The sequence below is a fragment of the Citrobacter sp. Marseille-Q5395 genome (assembly GCF_947057495.1).
Taxonomy (GTDB): Bacteria; Pseudomonadota; Gammaproteobacteria; order Enterobacterales; family Enterobacteriaceae; genus Citrobacter; species Citrobacter murliniae.
The window spans coordinates 66,804-84,114 of the sequence record NZ_CAMSEL010000013.1 but is presented as its reverse complement, the minus strand read 5'-3'; the positions used below and the strand labels follow the sequence as shown (position 1 = coordinate 84,114).

Annotated in this window: 18 protein-coding genes; 14 read left to right on the top strand and 4 right to left on the bottom strand. The window is 63.4% G+C overall.

From position 1 onward, the window contains the following. Positions 1–37: 37 nt before the first annotated feature. Positions 38–2,494 carry an ATP-binding protein gene (locus OH663_RS15900; RefSeq protein ID WP_001223964.1) on the bottom strand — a complete coding sequence of 819 codons (2,457 nt, stop codon included), beginning with the start codon at positions 2,492–2,494 and terminating at the stop codon, positions 38–40. Positions 2,495–2,886: 392 nt separating this feature from the next. On the opposite strand from OH663_RS15900, the gene OH663_RS15895 reads away from it, so the two are divergent. The 5 genes from OH663_RS15895 (at position 2,887) to OH663_RS15875 (ending at position 7,225) form a co-directional block, all read left to right on the top strand. After that, positions 2,887–3,714 carry a DUF932 domain-containing protein gene (locus tag OH663_RS15895; RefSeq protein ID WP_003092327.1) on the top strand — a complete coding sequence of 276 codons (828 nt, stop codon included), beginning with the start codon at positions 2,887–2,889 and terminating at the stop codon, positions 3,712–3,714. An 80-nt stretch (positions 3,715–3,794) separates the two neighbouring features. Next, complete coding sequence (locus OH663_RS15890) at positions 3,795–5,864, top strand: ParB/RepB/Spo0J family partition protein (RefSeq protein ID WP_000994919.1); 2,070 nt, start codon at positions 3,795–3,797, stop codon at positions 5,862–5,864. A gap of 61 nt (positions 5,865–5,925) precedes the next feature. Further along, entirely contained in the window at positions 5,926–6,135 is a 210-nt protein-coding gene (locus OH663_RS15885) for a hypothetical protein (protein ID WP_022580212.1), read from the top strand. 240 nt (positions 6,136–6,375) lie between these two features. Continuing rightward, the gene (locus tag OH663_RS15880) at positions 6,376–6,720 is read left to right on the top strand and encodes a hypothetical protein (RefSeq protein ID WP_263525776.1); all 345 of its coding nucleotides are present in this window, start codon (positions 6,376–6,378) and stop codon (positions 6,718–6,720) included. A gap of 190 nt (positions 6,721–6,910) precedes the next feature. Continuing rightward, positions 6,911–7,225: a DUF736 domain-containing protein gene (locus tag OH663_RS15875; protein WP_001273857.1), complete on the top strand. Its 315-nt coding sequence runs from the start codon at positions 6,911–6,913 to the stop codon at positions 7,223–7,225. A gap of 312 nt (positions 7,226–7,537) precedes the next feature. On the opposite strand, the gene OH663_RS15870 is transcribed toward OH663_RS15875, so the two are convergent. Next, positions 7,538–7,831, bottom strand: coding sequence for a helix-turn-helix domain-containing protein (locus OH663_RS15870; RefSeq protein WP_006379425.1), 294 nt, complete (start codon positions 7,829–7,831; stop codon positions 7,538–7,540). Between the two features lie 287 nt (positions 7,832–8,118). On the opposite strand from OH663_RS15870, the gene OH663_RS15865 reads away from it, so the two are divergent. From OH663_RS15865 to OH663_RS15825, 9 genes are all read left to right on the top strand, one after another. Beyond that, the gene (locus OH663_RS15865) at positions 8,119–8,466 is read left to right on the top strand and encodes a DUF2958 domain-containing protein (protein ID WP_016487838.1); all 348 of its coding nucleotides are present in this window, start codon (positions 8,119–8,121) and stop codon (positions 8,464–8,466) included. 342 nt (positions 8,467–8,808) lie between these two features. Beyond that, positions 8,809–9,579, top strand: a complete 771-nt coding sequence (locus tag OH663_RS15860; protein ID WP_003092318.1) for a DUF2285 domain-containing protein — start codon at positions 8,809–8,811, stop codon at positions 9,577–9,579. Positions 9,580–9,690: 111 nt separating this feature from the next. Then, on the top strand, positions 9,691–9,975 hold the full coding sequence (locus tag OH663_RS15855; protein ID WP_001247107.1) for a helix-turn-helix transcriptional regulator: 285 nt from the start codon (positions 9,691–9,693) through the stop codon (positions 9,973–9,975). Positions 9,976–10,025: 50 nt separating this feature from the next. Continuing rightward, positions 10,026–10,847 carry a replication initiator protein A gene (locus tag OH663_RS15850; protein ID WP_022580213.1) on the top strand — a complete coding sequence of 274 codons (822 nt, stop codon included), beginning with the start codon at positions 10,026–10,028 and terminating at the stop codon, positions 10,845–10,847. 241 nt (positions 10,848–11,088) lie between these two features. Further along, positions 11,089–11,727 carry a ParA family partition ATPase gene (parA, locus tag OH663_RS15845; RefSeq protein WP_003092312.1) on the top strand — a complete coding sequence of 213 codons (639 nt, stop codon included), beginning with the start codon at positions 11,089–11,091 and terminating at the stop codon, positions 11,725–11,727. Further along, positions 11,724–11,987 carry a hypothetical protein gene (locus tag OH663_RS15840; RefSeq protein ID WP_000147048.1) on the top strand — a complete coding sequence of 88 codons (264 nt, stop codon included), beginning with the start codon at positions 11,724–11,726 and terminating at the stop codon, positions 11,985–11,987. Before parA ends, OH663_RS15840 begins: the two co-directional genes overlap by 4 nt. Continuing rightward, positions 11,984–12,541, top strand: a complete 558-nt coding sequence (locus OH663_RS15835) for a DUF2840 domain-containing protein (protein ID WP_023093372.1) — start codon at positions 11,984–11,986, stop codon at positions 12,539–12,541. The genes OH663_RS15840 and OH663_RS15835 overlap by 4 nt, the downstream gene beginning before the upstream one ends. Then, positions 12,538–13,125 carry a S26 family signal peptidase gene (locus tag OH663_RS15830; protein WP_003092304.1) on the top strand — a complete coding sequence of 196 codons (588 nt, stop codon included), beginning with the start codon at positions 12,538–12,540 and terminating at the stop codon, positions 13,123–13,125. Before OH663_RS15835 ends, OH663_RS15830 begins: the two co-directional genes overlap by 4 nt. A gap of 448 nt (positions 13,126–13,573) precedes the next feature. Further along, positions 13,574–15,577, top strand: a complete 2,004-nt coding sequence (locus tag OH663_RS15825; RefSeq protein WP_000132148.1) for a relaxase/mobilization nuclease domain-containing protein — start codon at positions 13,574–13,576, stop codon at positions 15,575–15,577. Positions 15,578–15,643: 66 nt separating this feature from the next. On the opposite strand, the gene OH663_RS15820 is transcribed toward OH663_RS15825, so the two are convergent. Together OH663_RS15820 and OH663_RS15815 are read right to left on the bottom strand one after the other, a co-directional pair. After that, positions 15,644–16,243 carry an ABC-type transport auxiliary lipoprotein family protein gene (locus OH663_RS15820; protein WP_003124411.1) on the bottom strand — a complete coding sequence of 200 codons (600 nt, stop codon included), beginning with the start codon at positions 16,241–16,243 and terminating at the stop codon, positions 15,644–15,646. Positions 16,244–16,335: 92 nt separating this feature from the next. Further along, complete coding sequence (locus OH663_RS15815) at positions 16,336–17,265, bottom strand: MlaD family protein (protein WP_000433686.1); 930 nt, start codon at positions 17,263–17,265, stop codon at positions 16,336–16,338. Between the last annotated feature and the right edge of the window lie 46 nt (positions 17,266–17,311).

Genomic DNA, 17,311 nt, shown 5'->3' with positions numbered 1-17,311 from the left:
GCCTGGTGGCATAGCTATGGCCCTCGCGGCCTGATGCTCAGGCCGTCGCAACCTGAATCATCTCGTCGTAATGTTTCTTGTCCACCTCTTCCAGCCACTGGAAGATGTTCCCGATGACGCTGTGGCTTTCGCCTGCCAAGTTTTCTGCGGATTCCTCTGTTATCTCAATAACGTCGCTATGTGAATACTTATTGATAAAGCGGTAGATTTTTTCTTTAAGCTCTGGTGTCGTGATGGTGCAATCTTTTAGGCCAGCCTCCATCAATTGACTAATGTCGCTTCGACGCCTTGGATATTTGAAGGTGAAAAACGATTCAACAAGCTTTCGGGCGAGGTTGGCGGTCAAGAACGCCTCATCTCGATTGAGTGTTGTGTGCGCCCTATATTCGTAGAGCTTCTTGAAGATATAGTGGTACTCGGAACCGTAGTTCTTGAGTGAGTCGTCGGCATCCACAAGTAGGGAGTGACGAGGGGAGCCAGGTGGCGCATCCAGGCGATAAAAGAAGCAATTCTCGGCGTTGCCTTTTTTGACTCGATTCCTATTGGTGCCAGTGAACCAGTCTCTCACTAGCTTAAAGTAAGTGAAGTTGTGAGTCAGCACAAAAAGTTGCTTGGCTTCAGTGCATTGCGTTCTCAAAAACGAGTAGGCGTGAAACAAGTGATTAGAATCAAAGCTTGAGACCGGATCGTCAACGACGACGATCGTATCCTTGATGTTATTTCCATTTTCTTTGAGCTTCGTGATGAAATAGACAAATGCAATCGCAGTTTTCTCACCTTCGCTCAAATTCCCATCGTGCTCACCAACCCCGTTTCTGATGATCTCATAGCCTTTCTTCTTCTGATTGAAGTTCAGGCAAAGCTCAGAGCGGCCAATGAAGCGATGCAGGATGTCATTGAACTCCTTTGCCCCGACCGTTTCATTCGAGAGCGCCGCTTCTATGGCTCCGACCTCTAGACTAATTTTTTCAATTTCCTTATGGTCGTTCTTTGCTTCTGACTCAAGGTCATTGCACTTCTTCTCACTTCCAGCATAGTCAAACTCTTGCACCTCAGCCGCAGCAAAGTGAAGCTCCAGTGCCACCTTGCTTTTTGAGGTCTCAGATTTGAAATTTGAAGTCTTATTGTTGTGCTTTCCAACGAGAGCAACAATCGATTTCAGGATGTCATTGAAATTGGTGACATCGTCTTCAACCACATCCGAGATCTGAATGTCTGTCTTCCCAGGGTCTGTGATCTTGGCCTTCAGGGCTTCCCGCCAGGCGTCGATTTGCTGGTCGATCTTTTCAGCAGCAGTTGCGTAGTCCTTTTGAAGCTTCTCTGCCTCGGCCGATAGTTCTTTATAAAACTCGGTCGATGCGGGAAACTGATTAGCTGGAGCGCCTTGAGATTCAATCCATGTCGCCGCGTTCTGAAGTCGGCTCTGAAACTCCGTGAACTCCTTGCTGAAGTGGGCAGCAAGCGCCTCGGCACGAAGCTGGGCGAACGGAGAGCCGCAGAACTCGCAGGATTGCGAGTCGTGGTTTTTATGGATTTCCAAGCCTGCTTGAACCCATTCGCGGATTTCCGGGTTATCGGTCAGCCGCTGGATTGCTTGATTGACCGCCGTAGTCCCAATCAAATCTCTGATGCGGCCCGCCGCTTTCTTAAAGTAGTCCGGCTCAATGGCCGTTGAGGCGAAAGCAATGCTTGGAAGCTGATCTGGCTTGGCGGCATTCGTAAGGTCGATAACCCTCTCATCTGGAAGAACCGACTCCGCCTTGATAATTGTCTCGCCGTTATTCTGTATGAAGTTGAAGAGCTTGCGGCGGTCGTAATTCAAGTAATAACTGTCGCTCGTATCAATCGCCTGAAGTCCAAGCTTCATTTTCTTGGCAGCATTGGTCAGGAACTTCTCTAATGCCTCACGCTGCTTCTTGATATCGCTTTGCTTGTCGTCGTGAGCCTTCTTTTTCGACTGAAGCTCGCTCTTCAGCTTCTCCAGCTTCTGCAAGTCATCAATCTTCTCTTTCGCAATAAGAAGGATGCTCTTTACGGATTTGTCCCAATCAATGTTCTCATGCACGAAGCGTTGATTGAAAACATGAATATTCAATTGGGATGAGTGGAGTGTGGATTCCGTGATCGTTGAGCCATCCTCCAGAACTACTGAAAATTGGCCCGTGCTGAAGCGGGGAACCATCGAGCGAAGCTCAAAGCAAGAGAATAGATTCGATAACGTTGACTTGCCTGTTCCATTCCAACCATAGACCAGGTTGTACCGGCCGAACTTTTGGATCTTCGTTCCATTGAAGTCGCTGAAGATTCCGAACTGTTTGAGGCGGTTGATGCAGACAATCATCTCTATATCTCCGTGTTCTTGCTTTCCCATCATTTGCTTGCGAAACAAATGGTAAACGAAGAGTCCTCTTGCGTCTCCGCTTCGCGGATCGCGCTGCTCCAGGTTCGCTAGTCGCTCATCCCTGGCGGGACTGGCTTCGCCAGCCTTCCGCATCGCTGACGCCTACGGCCCGGCTTCCAGCTTCGGGCCTGCGCGCTTCGCTTGCGTGCGGTCAGCACAAAGGGATGGCCGTTGCCTTGTCCAGCCGTCTCCCCTGACTTCATCACCTTACCCGCGACCGTAGCCCGCGACCGTGTGCCGTCAAGGCGCGCAGGGCCGTGTCCTCGGCTGCGCCTGCGGGCCGCACCAACCCTGCGCTTGGCTCCTTGACGGCCCCCGTCCGCGCGCTCCTTTGGGCGCGGGCGATGAACTCAGGAAAGACGGTGGCAACAGGGCCAACCGGGTTCCTCGTGCCGACCGCACCAAACAGCCGAAAGGCTGGGCTCCGAATCTAGAAATCCGGTGTGCGGTGTGAACAGCAAACCTCTTTTGTCAGGAGAAAGACCATGCAACTCGCATCCCGTTTCGCTTTCCGCTCCCCCTCGCTGCGCAGCGATTACCCGCTGTCCGACGACCAGATTCACCGCGTGGCCCCGTCCATCTTCGCGGATGCCCCGCACGAGAGCCGTTCGCAGCGGTACGCCTATATCCCCACCGCCGCCGTGCTGACCGAGCTTCGCAAAGAAGGCTTCCAGCCTTTCATGGTGACGCAAACCCGCGTGCGCGACGAAGGCAAGCGCGAGCACACCAAACACATGATTCGCTTGCGCCATGCCAGCCAGATCAACGGCGCGGAGGCCAACGAAATCGTGCTGCTGAACTCGCACGACGGCACCAGCAGCTATCAGATGCTGGCCGGAATGTTCCGGTTCGTGTGCAGCAATGGCCTTGTCTGCGGCAACACCGTGGCCGATGTGCGAGTGCCCCATAAAGGCGACGTGGCCGGTCTGGTCATTGAGGGGGCTTACGAAGTCTTGAGCGGTTTCGATCGGGTGAAGGAATCGCGCGATGCCATGCGCGGCATCACCTTGGACGATGGCGAATCCGAAGTGTTCGCCCGCGCCGCGCTCGCCCTCAAGTACGACGACCCCGACAAGCCCGCGCCCATCACGGAATCGCAAATCCTGATGCCGCGCCGCTTCGACGACCGCCGCCCCGACCTGTGGAGCGTGTTCAACCGCACCCAAGAAAACCTGACCCAAGGCGGGCTGCGTGGCCGCAGCGCCAACGGGCGCCGACAGCAAACCCGCCCGGTGCAGGGCATCGACCAAAACATCCGACTAAATCGCGCCCTCTGGCTGCTGGCCGATGGCATGCGCCAGTTGAAAGCCTGAATCCCCACGCGGCAGGGGCAGGCAGCAGCCCTTGTCGCTTTCTTCGCTGCTGCATCCCTGAACCGATAGGAGTTATCACCATGAACGCCGTTACCCAAACCGAAGCCCGCGCCATCAACACCGCCGCCGCTATCCCGCTGGAAGCCGCTGATCCGACCAAGAACCTGATTCTGGTTCCGCTGTCGCGGCTGGTGTCGCGTCCCACTGGCCGCAACGTGCGCAAGACCCCGCGCATGTCCATTCCCGAACTCGCCGCCAGCATCCAGCGTGTCGGCCTGCTGCAAAACCTCATCGTGATTGCCGCCGCCGATGGCGAGCATTACGAGGTCGTGGCCGGTGACCGTCGCCTCGCAGCGTTGAAGCTGCTGGCGAAAAAGCACCGCATTAGCAAGGAATGGGAGGTGCCTTGCCTGCTGGTGGCCGATGGCACCGCCCGCACGGCCAGCCTCACCGAGAACGTGCAGCGCGAAGCCATGCACCCCGCCGACCAGTTCGAGGCGTTCGCCGCGCTCGTGGCCGAAGGCCGCAGCATCGAGGACATTGCAGCGGATTTCAGCGTCACGCCGCTGGTGGTGCAGCGCCGTCTGAAACTCGCCAACGTGTCGCCGCGCCTGCTGGCCGACTACCGGGCCGAGGCCGTGAGCCTTGACCAGTTGATGGCCCTCGCCATCACCGACGACCATGCTGCGCAGGAAGCCGCGTTCTACGATGCGCCCACATGGCAGCGCGGCCCGCACAACCTGCGCGACCGCCTGACCGAACGCGAAATCGACGCCTACCGGCATCCGCTGGTGCGCTTTGTCGGGCTGGACGGCTACGAGCAGGAAGGCGGTGGCATCCGCCGCGACCTGTTCGCGGAGGGCGACAAAGGCGTGTATCTGACCGATGCCGCACTGCTGGAACGGCTGGCGCAGGACAAGCTGGCAGGTATCGCCGCCAAGGTGCAGGCCGAGGGCTGGGCGTGGGTGGATGCCACGCCGGGCATGACCCATGCCGATCTGCAAGCCTTCCAGCGTGCGCCAAGGGAACGCCGCAGTCCGAACAAGCGCGACGCGCAGCGCATCGAGAAGCTGCAAACCAAGCTGCACGAACTGGCCGAGGCGGTGGATGCCGCGCTGGACGACGAGGACGAGGAAAAGGCCGATGCCTTGCAGGAAGAAGGCGAACGCCTGGGCGAGCAGTTGCAGGCGCTGGAAGATGGCTTGCTGGACTATGCGGCCAACGTGAAGGCCGCAGCCGGTGCCATTGTCACCATCGACCGCGACGGGCAGGCCGCGATTCATCGCGGGCTGCTGCGCGAAGCGGAGGCCAAGGCACTGCGCACGCTGGAGCGGCTGCGGCAGGGTTTCGGCAGCGAAGGCGAAGCCGCGAACGAGGACGCAGGCGAGGACGACGAGCAGCCCAAGACCGCCGCCATGTCTGACCGACTGGCGCAGCGGTTGAGCGCGCACCGTACCGCTGCGCTGCAAATCGAAGTTGCACGGCATCCGCAAGCAGCGCTGGCCGCCGTGGTGCATGGCATGGTGCAGACCGTCTTGCAGGAAAGGCACTACGGGCACGACCTGCCGCTGGGTGTGCGCCTCACGGTGCAAGACCGGCTGGAAGGCATGGCCCCGGACTGGCCGGAATCACCCGCCGCCGTGGCGCTGCGCGAACTGCAACAGGTGGCAGGCGAAACCTTGCCGGAGGACAGCGCCGAACTGTTCGCCGCGCTGCTGGCGAAATCACAGGATGAACTGGTGCGGCTGTTGGCCGTGTGCTTAGCTTCCACGGTGGACGTGGTGACGCCTCGCGCCACGCCGCACCAGCCCGGCGCGGAACTGGCGCAGGCCGTGGGGCTGGATATGGCCGCGTGGTGGCAGCCCACCAATGAGGGTTACTTCCGGCATGTGCCGAAGGCCGCGATTCTGGAAGCCGTTGGCGGGTTCGCGCCCTCGCACGTCACCCGACTGGCGAAGTTGAAGAAGGGCGACATTGCCAGCGAAGCCGAACGGCTGGCCGCTGGCACCGGCTGGATGCCCGCCATCTTCCGCTCCGAAGGCCCGCAGCAGACCGGGCAGGACGCGCCGGCGGATGGCGAAGCCGAAGCACAGGAAGAAGTGGCCGCCGTGGCGGATGACCAGCCGCAGGCCGAGGCTTTGGCCGCGTGACTTCGCACCGTAGATAGCGCCCCGGTTCCGGCCGGGGCGCTTCATGTTGAGGATGCCTGCCATGACCCACCAACCCGCAAACCGCCCCCGCATAGCTGCGACCTATGCCTCCGGCACGGTGCGCGCCCGCCGCTGGCACGGCGACGGCGACGTGCGCGGCTACCGTCCGCCGCGTGGCTGGACGGCCCGCGCCGACCTGACCGATCTGCATCCCCTCACGGGCCGCGCCTTGCCGCGCGCCGTGTGGTGGATCATCGAAACCAAGGAATAACGAGCCGCACCGGCCCCAAGCCGTGCCGCCCTGGGGCCGGTGGTCGAAAACTCCGGGCGCGGCGGTGGCCGCGCCCGGTTTCACTGCTCAAAGCCAAAACGCCCCATCGCCGCCTTCGGACAGGCGGCGATGGGGCCACGCACAAGGGCGCTCGTGCGCGAAATCCACGAAGCCAGCAAGTGTGGCGGCGCATCGCGCCGCCAACGATTCGACCGAGCCCCGCCGCAATGGGCGGGGCTGGTGTGGCTACGCCCCGGCTTGCTGCGGCAGGTTGCACGAAAGCGTGCCGTCCCCGACGCTGGCGGTTCGTTGTCTGTACGTCACGAAAGACGGTTCACCGACACGCCGCCCAGCCTCGCTTCTATGGAGCTTCCACACCACGCCTCAGTATGTGGCCGTGAGCTGCGGCAGGGGCGCTCTGGCCTTGTCGTCGGGGCATTGACCTGGCCCGCGTCAGGGCGCAAGCCGGTGCAGCCGTCACGCGGGGATGCCGAGTTGGCCACGTCTCCATTCGGGTGCGGGCGGCCTGTGCGTCCTTGTCTTGTTGTGAATCCTGGCGGTGGCGCGGCTGCGCCTTGTGCTTGATGGCCGCAACCTTGCAGCGAAAACAATTTCCCCTGCGCTGCGCGCATTCCTCGCGGGACAAATTCTTTTCGCTTCCAGGTTCTCCACGTTGTTGCGACCGCTGTGCGGTGCGACCAGCCCATCCCCCGCCGGCCGGATCACAACAAGGACGCACTGGCGCGACCTTGTTCAACCCGAAAGGAGAAACATCATGGCTAACATCGGCACCTTCACCGCAGAGAAAGACGGCTTCACCGGCACGCTTCGCACCCTGACGCTCAACGTCAAGGTCAAGCTGGTTCCCAACGACAAGGGCGACACCGAGAACGCCCCCGACTTCCACCTGCAAGCGGCTGGCCACGAAGTCGGCGCAGCGTGGAAGAAGACCAGCGAGGCCGGGCGGGAATACCTGTCCGTATCCATCGACGACCCTTCGTTCCCGGCGACGGTCTATGCCCGCCTGATCGAGAACGAGGACGGCACGCACGACCTGATCTGGTCGCGCAACAAGCCGAAGGCGGCCTGACAGCCGCTTACCGCGTCCCGCCCACTGCGGCGGGGCGCGATGCTGCTGATCGCAGCACCGCACGCGCAGGATTTCTGCTGCTGCCGCGTGCTGGATACGCCCGTCACGGCGGGCCTGCATGCGTGCCTTGTGGCTCGCAATCCGTGTCAACGAGCGGTGTGTGGCGTGTCGGCGCTGTAAGCGCCGCCGGGCTTTCGGGCTTCGCCCCGTGCCGGCAAGCCGTCACGGCCATCCGGCTTCAATCCCTCACGCCTTCGCGCCTGCGGCGCTGCGCGCTCCGCTTGCTGCAATTCAGTACCACACGCCAACGCGCTAAGGCGTGTCGGGCTCTTCCAATATCGCCCTGAGTTCCTGGCGCACCTGTGCCAGCAATTCATCAGCTTCGCGGGTGCTGTCACCGGCATAAGCCAATGTGAGCAGCGTGAGCGGATGCACTTCCATGACCTCGCACAGATCGGCCAGCTTCTGGATGGTTGGGCTTTTCAGGTCGCGCTCCAGCGTGCTCATGTAGGTGCGACTGGACACGTTGGAGAACGCTTCCTGGCTCAAACCACGCGCCTTCCTTACCGTCCGAATCGCCGCTGCCAATGAGTTCTTCGCTGCCACCTATGGTTTCCCCAAAAAACCAAGATGACAGCCCATTGCGCCCTATAGGACTACAATCTATAGTGTTCATTTGGTGGTGATGTTTTCCTTTTCCGTGCTTTTACGGAGATCCGCATCTGCGGATTTCCTCAGACCCAGGGAACCGCATCCGTGTCTTTCCTGACTTCCACCAATACGCCTTCGTGCCTCTCCGCTTTTGCGGCTTCGTGCGCTTGCGCATACGTGCATCCGTCCGCAGGCACAGATGCGCCTCGGCGATTGCGTGTGTTCGTGGAAGGGGCGCGGCCTTGACCACGCTTGTCACCGAGGAAGACCGGGTGCACCTACTGGCCCACGGCCTCACCCGCGCCGCAGGCCAGGAATGTGACCCGCTGCCCGTGGTGCGCCTGTTCACACCGGACGCACATGCGACCTGGCTATTGGCCGCGCTCGATCCGACCGATGGCGATACGGCCTACGGCCTGATCGACCTCGGGATCGGGATGCCTGCCCTGGCGACGGTGAAGCTGTCCGATCTGGCGTCCATCGTCGGGCCGCTCAAGCAGCCCGTGATACGAGATCGGTATTTCCAGCCGACGCGGCCGCTGTCGGAATACGTTCGACTGGCTCAGGAAAACGGTTCGATCACCGATTGACGCATTCCAGCGCGACCAGGCAAAAAGTATCGCATTGTGACTATTTCGGTCTTAGCCAAGACCTGGCAAGTCTTGATCCGCATGCTTGCACCAGGGTGGTGCGCTCCTGACCAAAACAGTCATGATGCCAGGCGCGAGATTCGGCACGGTGTTCAATGCTGCACCCCATTTCCGGGCGGTGCAGTCGTCGCATTTAGACGATTTCGGCAATGCACTGGAGCGAATCTGTCTTGACACCAGCAGTTAAAGCGTAACCCGAGTTTGATGACCACTTGATGGCGATTCGATAGCTCCCGCACAGCGGAATTGTGGCGACGTTCCCAGAAACAGGGAGGTTTCGCCATGACTGACCGCAGCAGCCAACACTGGTATCCCACGGCCGCGTATCTCTACACGCTGCACCTCGATGGCCCAGCGCTGGCTTGGGAGTATTTGCGCAGGAATCCAAGCTACCGGCGCGACTGGCTACGCCGGCGTCGCAAGCCTGATGCGGCGCAGGCCTGGGGCCTGCGCCTGCTGGAAGATCCCGGCCTGGATGCGCGCGACGCACATCCTGCTTGGTTCCCCGATCACGATGCCGTGGTGCAGCTATACCCCGACGCCGACCCACCACCCGATGCGCATACCTTCGAGTTCTGGCGCATTCCTGGGCGCAAGCAACTGACCCACGACGGCAAGCGCCTGGTGCTCGTATCGCATTGGCCAGGCTGCTGCGTTCGGCTGGCACTCGCACCCGACCTGGAAGATGGTTCGGCCTATCTCTACGCCACACGCGCCTGCGCCACGCCCTGTGCGCGCTACCGCACGCTCGCTGCGAAGCTGGATGCGCTATCTGCCGCAACCGTGGCCACGCCTGTGGCAACAGCCCGCTCCCGCCCCACGCCCGCCGCGCTGCTGGAACTGCATACCTTGCAAGCGCTCGACGCGACCCTCGCGGGAGCCTCCTTGCGCGAGGTGGGCGAAGGTCTGTTCGGCGCGGATGCCGTCGCGGCCGACTGGCACAAAGACAGTGCATTGCGTGCCCGCGTACGGCGGCTGGTACGCCGCGGCGATGAGCTGATGCACGGCGGCTACCGCCGACTAGCGCAGCTTCCAATGTTCCCGTCGCATTAGGGGGGACGTTTCTCGACCCGTGCGAATCGTCCCTTAGCAAGAAGCCTTGCTTTCTTGAGAGTGCCTCTATCCGGCCGCGTGGTGTGGCCGGGCTTGATGGAGGTACATCCCATGCGACCTGCTCCCTCGCGGCCTGCCGCCGCTGCCGTCACTGCGACCTCGCAGCCTCAACGCTACCTGACAAACGACGAAGCCGCCGACTACCTGCGGCTGTCGCCGCGCACGCTGGAGAAGCAGCGGGTGATCGGCGGCGGCCCCAAGTTCCGCAAGTTCGGCCGCCGCGTCATGTACGCGGTGTCCGACCTCGATGCCTGGGCCGACCAGCGCAGCTACGAGGCCACGTCCGATCCCGAATACGCCGAGCGCCACGCGGGCGACTACCGTGATGGCCGCTGATCGTCGGCGCGTGGGTGGCCTTCGCCATGTCCAGCCCGCCAGGGCAAGCCTTGCCGCAGCGCGAACAGCTCGATCTGTTCCGCGCGCTGCCGGGCGACATGGCGCCACGCGATTCCCAGGACTTGATGGCCTTTCCGTTCTTCTCGCTTGCCAAGTCGCGGCGCACGGCGCCGATCGACTTCCGCAGCGGGAACGTCACCATTCGCGTGGAAGGCACGCAGGAGCACGGCATCGCAACGATATGGGATGCCGACGTGCTGATATGGGCCGCCTCGCAGATCGTGGAGGCGCGCGACGCGGGCCTGCGCCCGTCGCGCTGGATACGCGCCACGCCTTACGAGATTTTGCGCTTCATCGGGCGCGGCACGTCCCTCAACGACTACCAGCGCCTGAAGGCCGCCCTCGACCGGCTGCAATCGACCACGGTGGCCACGTCCATCCGCGAAACCACGGGAAGGCGCTTGCATCGCTTCTCGTGGATCAACGAGTGGAAGGAACTCGCCGACGCCAGCGGCACCCCGCTGGGCATCGAGCTGATCTTGCCGGACTGGTTCTATGCCGGCGTGCTCGACGCCGCCCTGGTGCTGACCATCGACCCGGCCTATTTCCGCTTGAAGGGCGGTATCGAACGCTGGCTGTACCGCCTGGTGCGCAAGCATGGCGGGCGGCAGGAGCACGGCTGGCAATTCGACTTCCGACACCTGTACCGCAAATCCGGCAGCGCGGCCCGCTTCTCGGACTTCGCCTACGACGTGCGCGCCCTGGTGGCGCGGCAGTCGTTGCCCGGCTACGTCCTCGGCATCGAGCGGATGCCGGACGACAACACCGAGCTGCTGACCTTCCGGCCCGTGCCGCACGCGGCACGGGGATAACTGCGGGAGAACCTGTGGACGGCCTCGTGCTATCAGGAGTACCGGGTATCGTGCTATCAGGAGTACGACCCTCGTGCTATCAGGAGTACGAAAACGCCGGAAAGCCAACAACGGCGCGGGTTTGCGTTCCCTCTAACTTACCTAACAAGAAATACATAACTTTTAGTAGAAGCGCGCCGTTTCGGTGGACAACCACGAAACGGCACGGCCAGGCCGGCTTTCCAGCTCGGAGGGCCGCGCCATGATCTTCGCGTTTCTCAACCAGAAAGGCGGCGTCGGCAAGACCACGCTCGCCACGCACATCGCCGGCGAACTGGCGATGCGCGGCCTGCATGTCATCCTGCTGGATGCCGACCCGCAGGGGTCATCGCTCGACTGGACGCAGCGGCGTAGCCAGCAGGGCCTGCCCCGTCTGTTCAGCGCCGTGGGCCTTGCCCGCGAAACGCTGCATCAGGAAGCGCCAGAACTCGCCAGGCGGGCCGATCACATCATCATCGACGGCCCGCCGCGCATCGCCGCCCTCGCGCGTTCCGCGCTGCTGGCGGCCGAGCGCGTGCTGATCCCCGTGCAGCCCAGCCCCTACGACGTATGGGCTTCTGCCGAGATGGTCGCACTGATCCGCGAAGCACAGGTGTTCCGGCCAGCGCTGCGCGCGGCCTTCGTCATCAACCGGCGCGTCAGCACCACCATCATCGGCAGGGAGGCACGGCAATCGCTGGCCGAACAGCCGCTGCCCGCGCTGCGCTCGGAGATCCACCAGCGCATCGTCTTTGCCGACAGCGTAGCCGCTGGCCGGCTCGCCCGCGAAACCGCGCCCGACAGCGCCGCTGCCCGCGAGATCGCCGCGCTCACCGACGAACTGCTGCGGTGGCCGACATGACTGGGAAGCCACCACCACGCAGCAAGCGCGTCGGCATCGGTGCGCGTCCCCCAGCGAATCCGCACGCCGAAGCGTGGATTCGCCAGGGCGACGCAGATGCCGTGCAGAAAGGCGACCTCTACACCGCTCGACTGACGCTCGACATCACGCCCGCCATGCGGGCGCGCATCAAGGTGTCGGCCTTCACGCGAGGCGTGACCGTAGCCGAACTGCTGCGCGACCTGCTGGAGCGGGAGTTTCCCCCGGAGGGCACGCCGTGAACGCATCCGCTTCGACCGCCCACACCCCCAAAGCAAGTGCGCCCACGGCTGCGCCGCCGCCGGCGCCTTCGACACTCGCCGGCCAGGCCGGCAACGTGCCGCTGACGCGCGTGGCGCTGGCCTACATCGAACCGCGCTTCAAGCTCTACCTGCGCTTCGGCGAACCGGCGCGCACGCTCCAGCTCGACCGCTGGCGGCGCTGCGCCGTGTTCCTGCCGAACGCGGTTCTGTGCCGCATCCGTTGGCAGGCCAACGACTACGGCACGATCCGCTGGCAGCTCATGGTGATGCAGACCGCCACGCCGCTGGACGCCGTGCAGCGCATCCCCGGCGTGCAGCCGGGCGCGCGTCTGCTGCTGCACGCCGAAGGCGATGCCAACGTGCGCGCCGTGCTGGAACGCATCGACGGCATCGAGGCGCTGGGCATCGCAGCCGCAGACACATCGCCCGCGTACTGGCGCACGCTCGCGAACCGGCTCGCAGCGCGCTCGGCGCTACCCACATACACCGCAGAACGGCACGCCGCCTGGCTGGCCGGGAGGGCATTGCCATGACCACGATTTCCACGACCGGCCCCGTGCCGCATCCTCGCTCGCGCCTGCGCGCTCGCCTCGTGCTGGCAGGCTTCGCCACCGTCGGCCTCGCTGCGCTGGCCTGGGCGGCGTTCGTGCAGCCCCTGCCGCGAATGGCCTACAACCCGTCCGACAGCGTGGCGGTCGGTTGGTATCGCATCGAACCGTTCGACCCGCGCACCGCCTCGCGGCCACGTCCGCTGTCCGTGGACAGCATCGTGCTGATGCCGCTGCCCGACAGGGCCGCCATGCTGGCTGCGCAGCGCGGCTACCTGCCGACCCGCGTTCCGCTGCTCAAACGTGTGGGCGCAGTCGCGCCACAACACGTTTGCATCGTCGCCGGCCAGGTTCGCATCGACGGCGTGCCGGTGGCCGCCGCCCTGCCTGCCGACCGGCTGGGCCGGCCGCTGCCATCCTTGCAGCTTTGCCGCCGTCTCCAACCGGGCGAACTGTTCCTGTTGAGCGCGACCAACCCGGCGTCGTTCGACAGCCGCTATTTCGGGCCGGTCAGCGCGTTCGCCGTGATCGGCGTTGCGCATCCGATCTGGCTGGAGACACGTCCATGATGGCCGCCGATTCGCTGCACTTTGCCGCGCCTCTCATCGTGCCATCGGGCATGTCGTTCTACTGTTCGTCGCCGTGTCGTCGCGCGTGCAGTGCGGGTGCATTCGCACCGCACTTCGCGCTGCCTTCGGCGCAGCCGCCCAACGTGCAGGCGTCTTGCCTCGAACGCGCCCGGCCTGCGGCCATTGGCGTGTTCGCCGGCGGGCTGGCTGCTCGTGCAGCAGCGCCGCCGGGCCGCCGATGCCCGGAGCGGGAGCGAGGGGCAAAGGCGGAAGGCAAGACAAAAGGGTTCGGCACTCTGCCGCCCGCAAAGCCAGTCTGCACGTGGGGGTGGCGCGGCACGGCGCGGCTTCGCCGCCGTGCCGCGTGGGGCGCGAGGCACGCGCCGATGCAGGCATGTCCGCGTGCTTCGCACGCTCGGACACGCCGGAGCTTGCAGGGAGCACAGCCATGACCGACCGCGGCGACCATGATTTCTGGGTGCGCCCTGGCGCGCCGAAGAACCGAGGCAAAGGCCAGGGCCAGAGCTTCGTTTCCAAGGTGCTCAAGCAGGCTGGCAAGGCCAGCGGCGGCAAGTCGGCGGTGCGCCGTCCTACCGCTGGCGGGAGCGGCCAGCACGCCGGCCAGCGGCCCGGCTCACGGCTTGGACGCGGCCATACGGCGGCGCGCTTCGCAGGCGCAAAGCTGACCCCTATGTCACGGCGCGTGACCATCAAGACGCTGCTGGTCAACCAGCGCAACGCCAGTCCGCAGTCGCTCGCCAAGCACCTGCGCTACATCGAGCGCGACGGTGCCGGCCGGAACGGCGAGCCGGGCCGTGCCTACGGGCCGCAGACCGACGAAGCCGACCTCGATGCCTTCAAGGAACGCTGCCAGGACGACCGACATCATTTCCGCTTCATCGTCTCACCTGAAGACAGTGCGGAGCTGGACGACCTGCGCACCTACACCCGGCACCTGATGAACCGGATGGAGGCCGACCTGGGGACGCGGCTGGATTGGGTGGCGGTCGATCACTGGAACACCGACAACCCGCACACGCACCTGATCGTGCGCGGACGCGACGATACCGGCAAAGACCTCATCATCGCGGGCGACTACATCGCCCACGGCTTCCGCCATCGCGCCGCCGAGCTGGCGACGGAATGGCTGGGGCCGCGCACCGAACTGGAGATCCAGCAGACCTTGCAGCGCGAGGTGGAGCAAGAGCGGTGGACGAGCCTCGACCGCACGTTGCAGCGCGAGGCCGGCGAGGATGGCCGGGTGCAGATCGAACGCTTCAACGAACCCCGGCTGCAACGCCAGCGCCTGCTGCTGATCGGCCGCCTGCAACACTTGCAGCGCCTGGGCCTGGCCGACGAGGTGCAGCCCGGCACCTGGGCCGTCCATGCGGACGCGGAGAAGACCTTGCGTGCCCTGGGCGAGCGTGGCGACATCATCCGAACGATGCAGCGGGCCATGAGCGGCAAGCCTCGCGAGCTGGCGGTGTTCGAGCCGGGCGACGACGGCCGCACTATCGTCGGTCGCGTGGCTGCTAAGGGTCTGGCCGACGAGCTGCACGACCGCGGCTATCTGGTCATCGACGGGTTGGACGGCAAAGCCCACTACGTCGCGTTGGACGCCCGCGACGAGCTGGCGAACTATCCCATCGGCGCGGTGGTGGAGGTACGCGGTTCCGCCGAGGTGCGGGCGGCCGACAAGAACATCGCCACGCTGGCGAGCAATGGCCTGTACCGCACCGATCACCACCTGGCGATCGAGCAAGGCCGAGCCAAGCCCGGCCGCGACCCGCAAGAGGCTGTGGCGGCCCATATCCGCCGGCTGGAAGCCCTACGGCGGGCCGGCATCGTGGAGCGCGTGGCCGAGGGGTTATGGAAGGTGCCGGACGACTTGGCCGAGCGTGGCCGCCAGTACGACGCGCAGCGGCTGGGCGGCGTGGCGGTCGAACTGAAATCGCATCTGCCGATTGAACGGCAGGCCCGCGTCATCGGCGCGACCTGGCTGGATCAGCAGTTGATCGGCGGCGGCAAGGGACTGGGCGACCTGGGCTTTGGCGGCGATGCTAGGCAAGCCTTGCAGCAGCGCGCCGACTTCCTCGAAGAACAGGGGCTGGCCCAGCGGCGCGGGCAGCGGCTGATTCTCTCCCGGAATCTGCTGGAAACGCTGCGCAATCGGGAGCTGGCGCAGGCCGCCCAGCACATTGCCGCCGATAGCGGATTGGAGCATCGGCACGTCACAGACGGGCAGCGCGTAGCCGGCATCTACCGGCGCTCGGTCATGCTCGCCAGCGGTCGCTATGCGCTGCTCGATGACGGCATGGGATTCAGTCTGGTGCCTTGGCGGCCGATAATCGAGCCACGACTGGGGCAGCAGATCGCCGCGACTGTACGCGGCGGCGGTGTGTCATGGGAGGTTGGACGGCAAAGAGGTCCTGGGATTGGATCGGGGCCGTAGGCTGTCGTACCGAGTTAAGGTGTCGAGCAGCGTTTTGGCCCTAGCTTCTGTGCTCCGTTAAGACGACTAGTCTGTGCTTATCGACGACGCTGTGGGTGCATGGTTGCTTGCCAATTCCGGTGCAACTCGCAAACGCGCTGCCCCGACCTGAACTGCCCATTCAACGATCTGCCCGGCCAATATATCCGTGGCGACACCGAACGCGCTCACCACATCGGCCTCTCGCTTGCTGCCTGTGGCTTGGATTGCTTCGAAGCGTCTACTGGCAATAGCAGTCCGTTTGGCCGGATCGACCAGTTGCACATCGAGCCGAACCGCGGCGATCGCTTCAGTGCCGCGGTATTCGAGCTGGAACGCCCGCAGCGTACTGCGCAACTCCATATCGGCGCTCATTGGGGTGCTATCGGTAATCACGGAAGTCGACCGCCCATCGCGCATGAAGGCTTCGACGATTCGGTCACGCAGCAGCACCGGTGCGGGGTCGGCCCAACGCACTCCTTGCCAAGCCGACAAGCGACCATCGGGCTGCGCAATGAACAGCCGCTCCGAATCCAGGACGCGACTACTCTCAGGGGCGTAGACGCGCAGCGCCCCGGGTCCCGGAACGGCGCGCGGCGTACTCTCCGCCTGGGCGATGTGATAGTCGGGCAATTTGTAGGTGACCATTGGAGCTGCTTTGGGAAGCACACTGCACGCGGACAAGCCGAGTACTAGCGTCATAGTCACGGCAGCGACGGGAATCATCCTGGCGGAAGTGTTCACGGCTTGGTTTCCTCAATGTTCTCTCCACCGAGCAGGTATTGCGCCGGATTGCGATCCAGTCGGCGCAGCACGGTGTTTAGATTGGCCAGCGCCTGCTGGAGTTCGTGCATGGCAGGACCTGTGGCGGCCAAGCCCTGGTTCAGCGATTCCTGATTGTTTTGCAGTAGCGTCTCAACCCTGAAAGCGGCGCGTTCGAGGGATGCCGTTGCATCACGCGTGTTCACCATGATTTGCTTACCATCGTTATTTAGTAGCAGGTTGGCATCGCGAAGAGTGCTATTTGCTTGGCGCACGGCAGCTGTCGATTCTCTGCTTGCTTCGGTCAGATTGCTGATTAACGTCGCGATCTCGGCCCTCTGGTCAGCGACCGCGCCCGTGGTCTGTTCAAGATTCACCAGACTGCGGTGCACAAGAGCCAAATTCTCCTTCGACAGTAACTCCTGCGTGCGCAGCAAGATGCCGTTGAGTGTCGTCATGCTGTTCCCCTCACCGGAGACCAGGGATGCCATCGCCGAACGTGGTGCGAGGATCAACGGTTCCTCGTCCTCTCTCCGATCCAGCAATGGCACGTTTGGCCCACCGTCGCTCAACTCGATCACCGCGTTGCCGGTAATTCCCGTGATGACCAATTCAGCGCGGGTATCCTGCCGGACCGGGATGGTGGCATTGATGCGTACGCGCGCTATCGCCCGCCTTGGGTCTCGCGGTGAAAGAGAAAGTGCAACGACTTCGCCAATCGTGATTCCGCTGTACTGAACCTGGCTGCCGGGCGTAAGCCCGGTCACTGGCTCATCGAACATAATCCGGTAATACTGGTAATCGTGGTCGGAACGTGTGTCGCTGAGCCAAAGCGCGAAGCCAATACCAATCGCACCGAGCAGCACGACGAACAGACCAATGAATACATGATGGGCACGTGGTTCCATGATCAGACCACCTCGTTCTCAGAGTTTAAATATTGCGTGCGCCCAG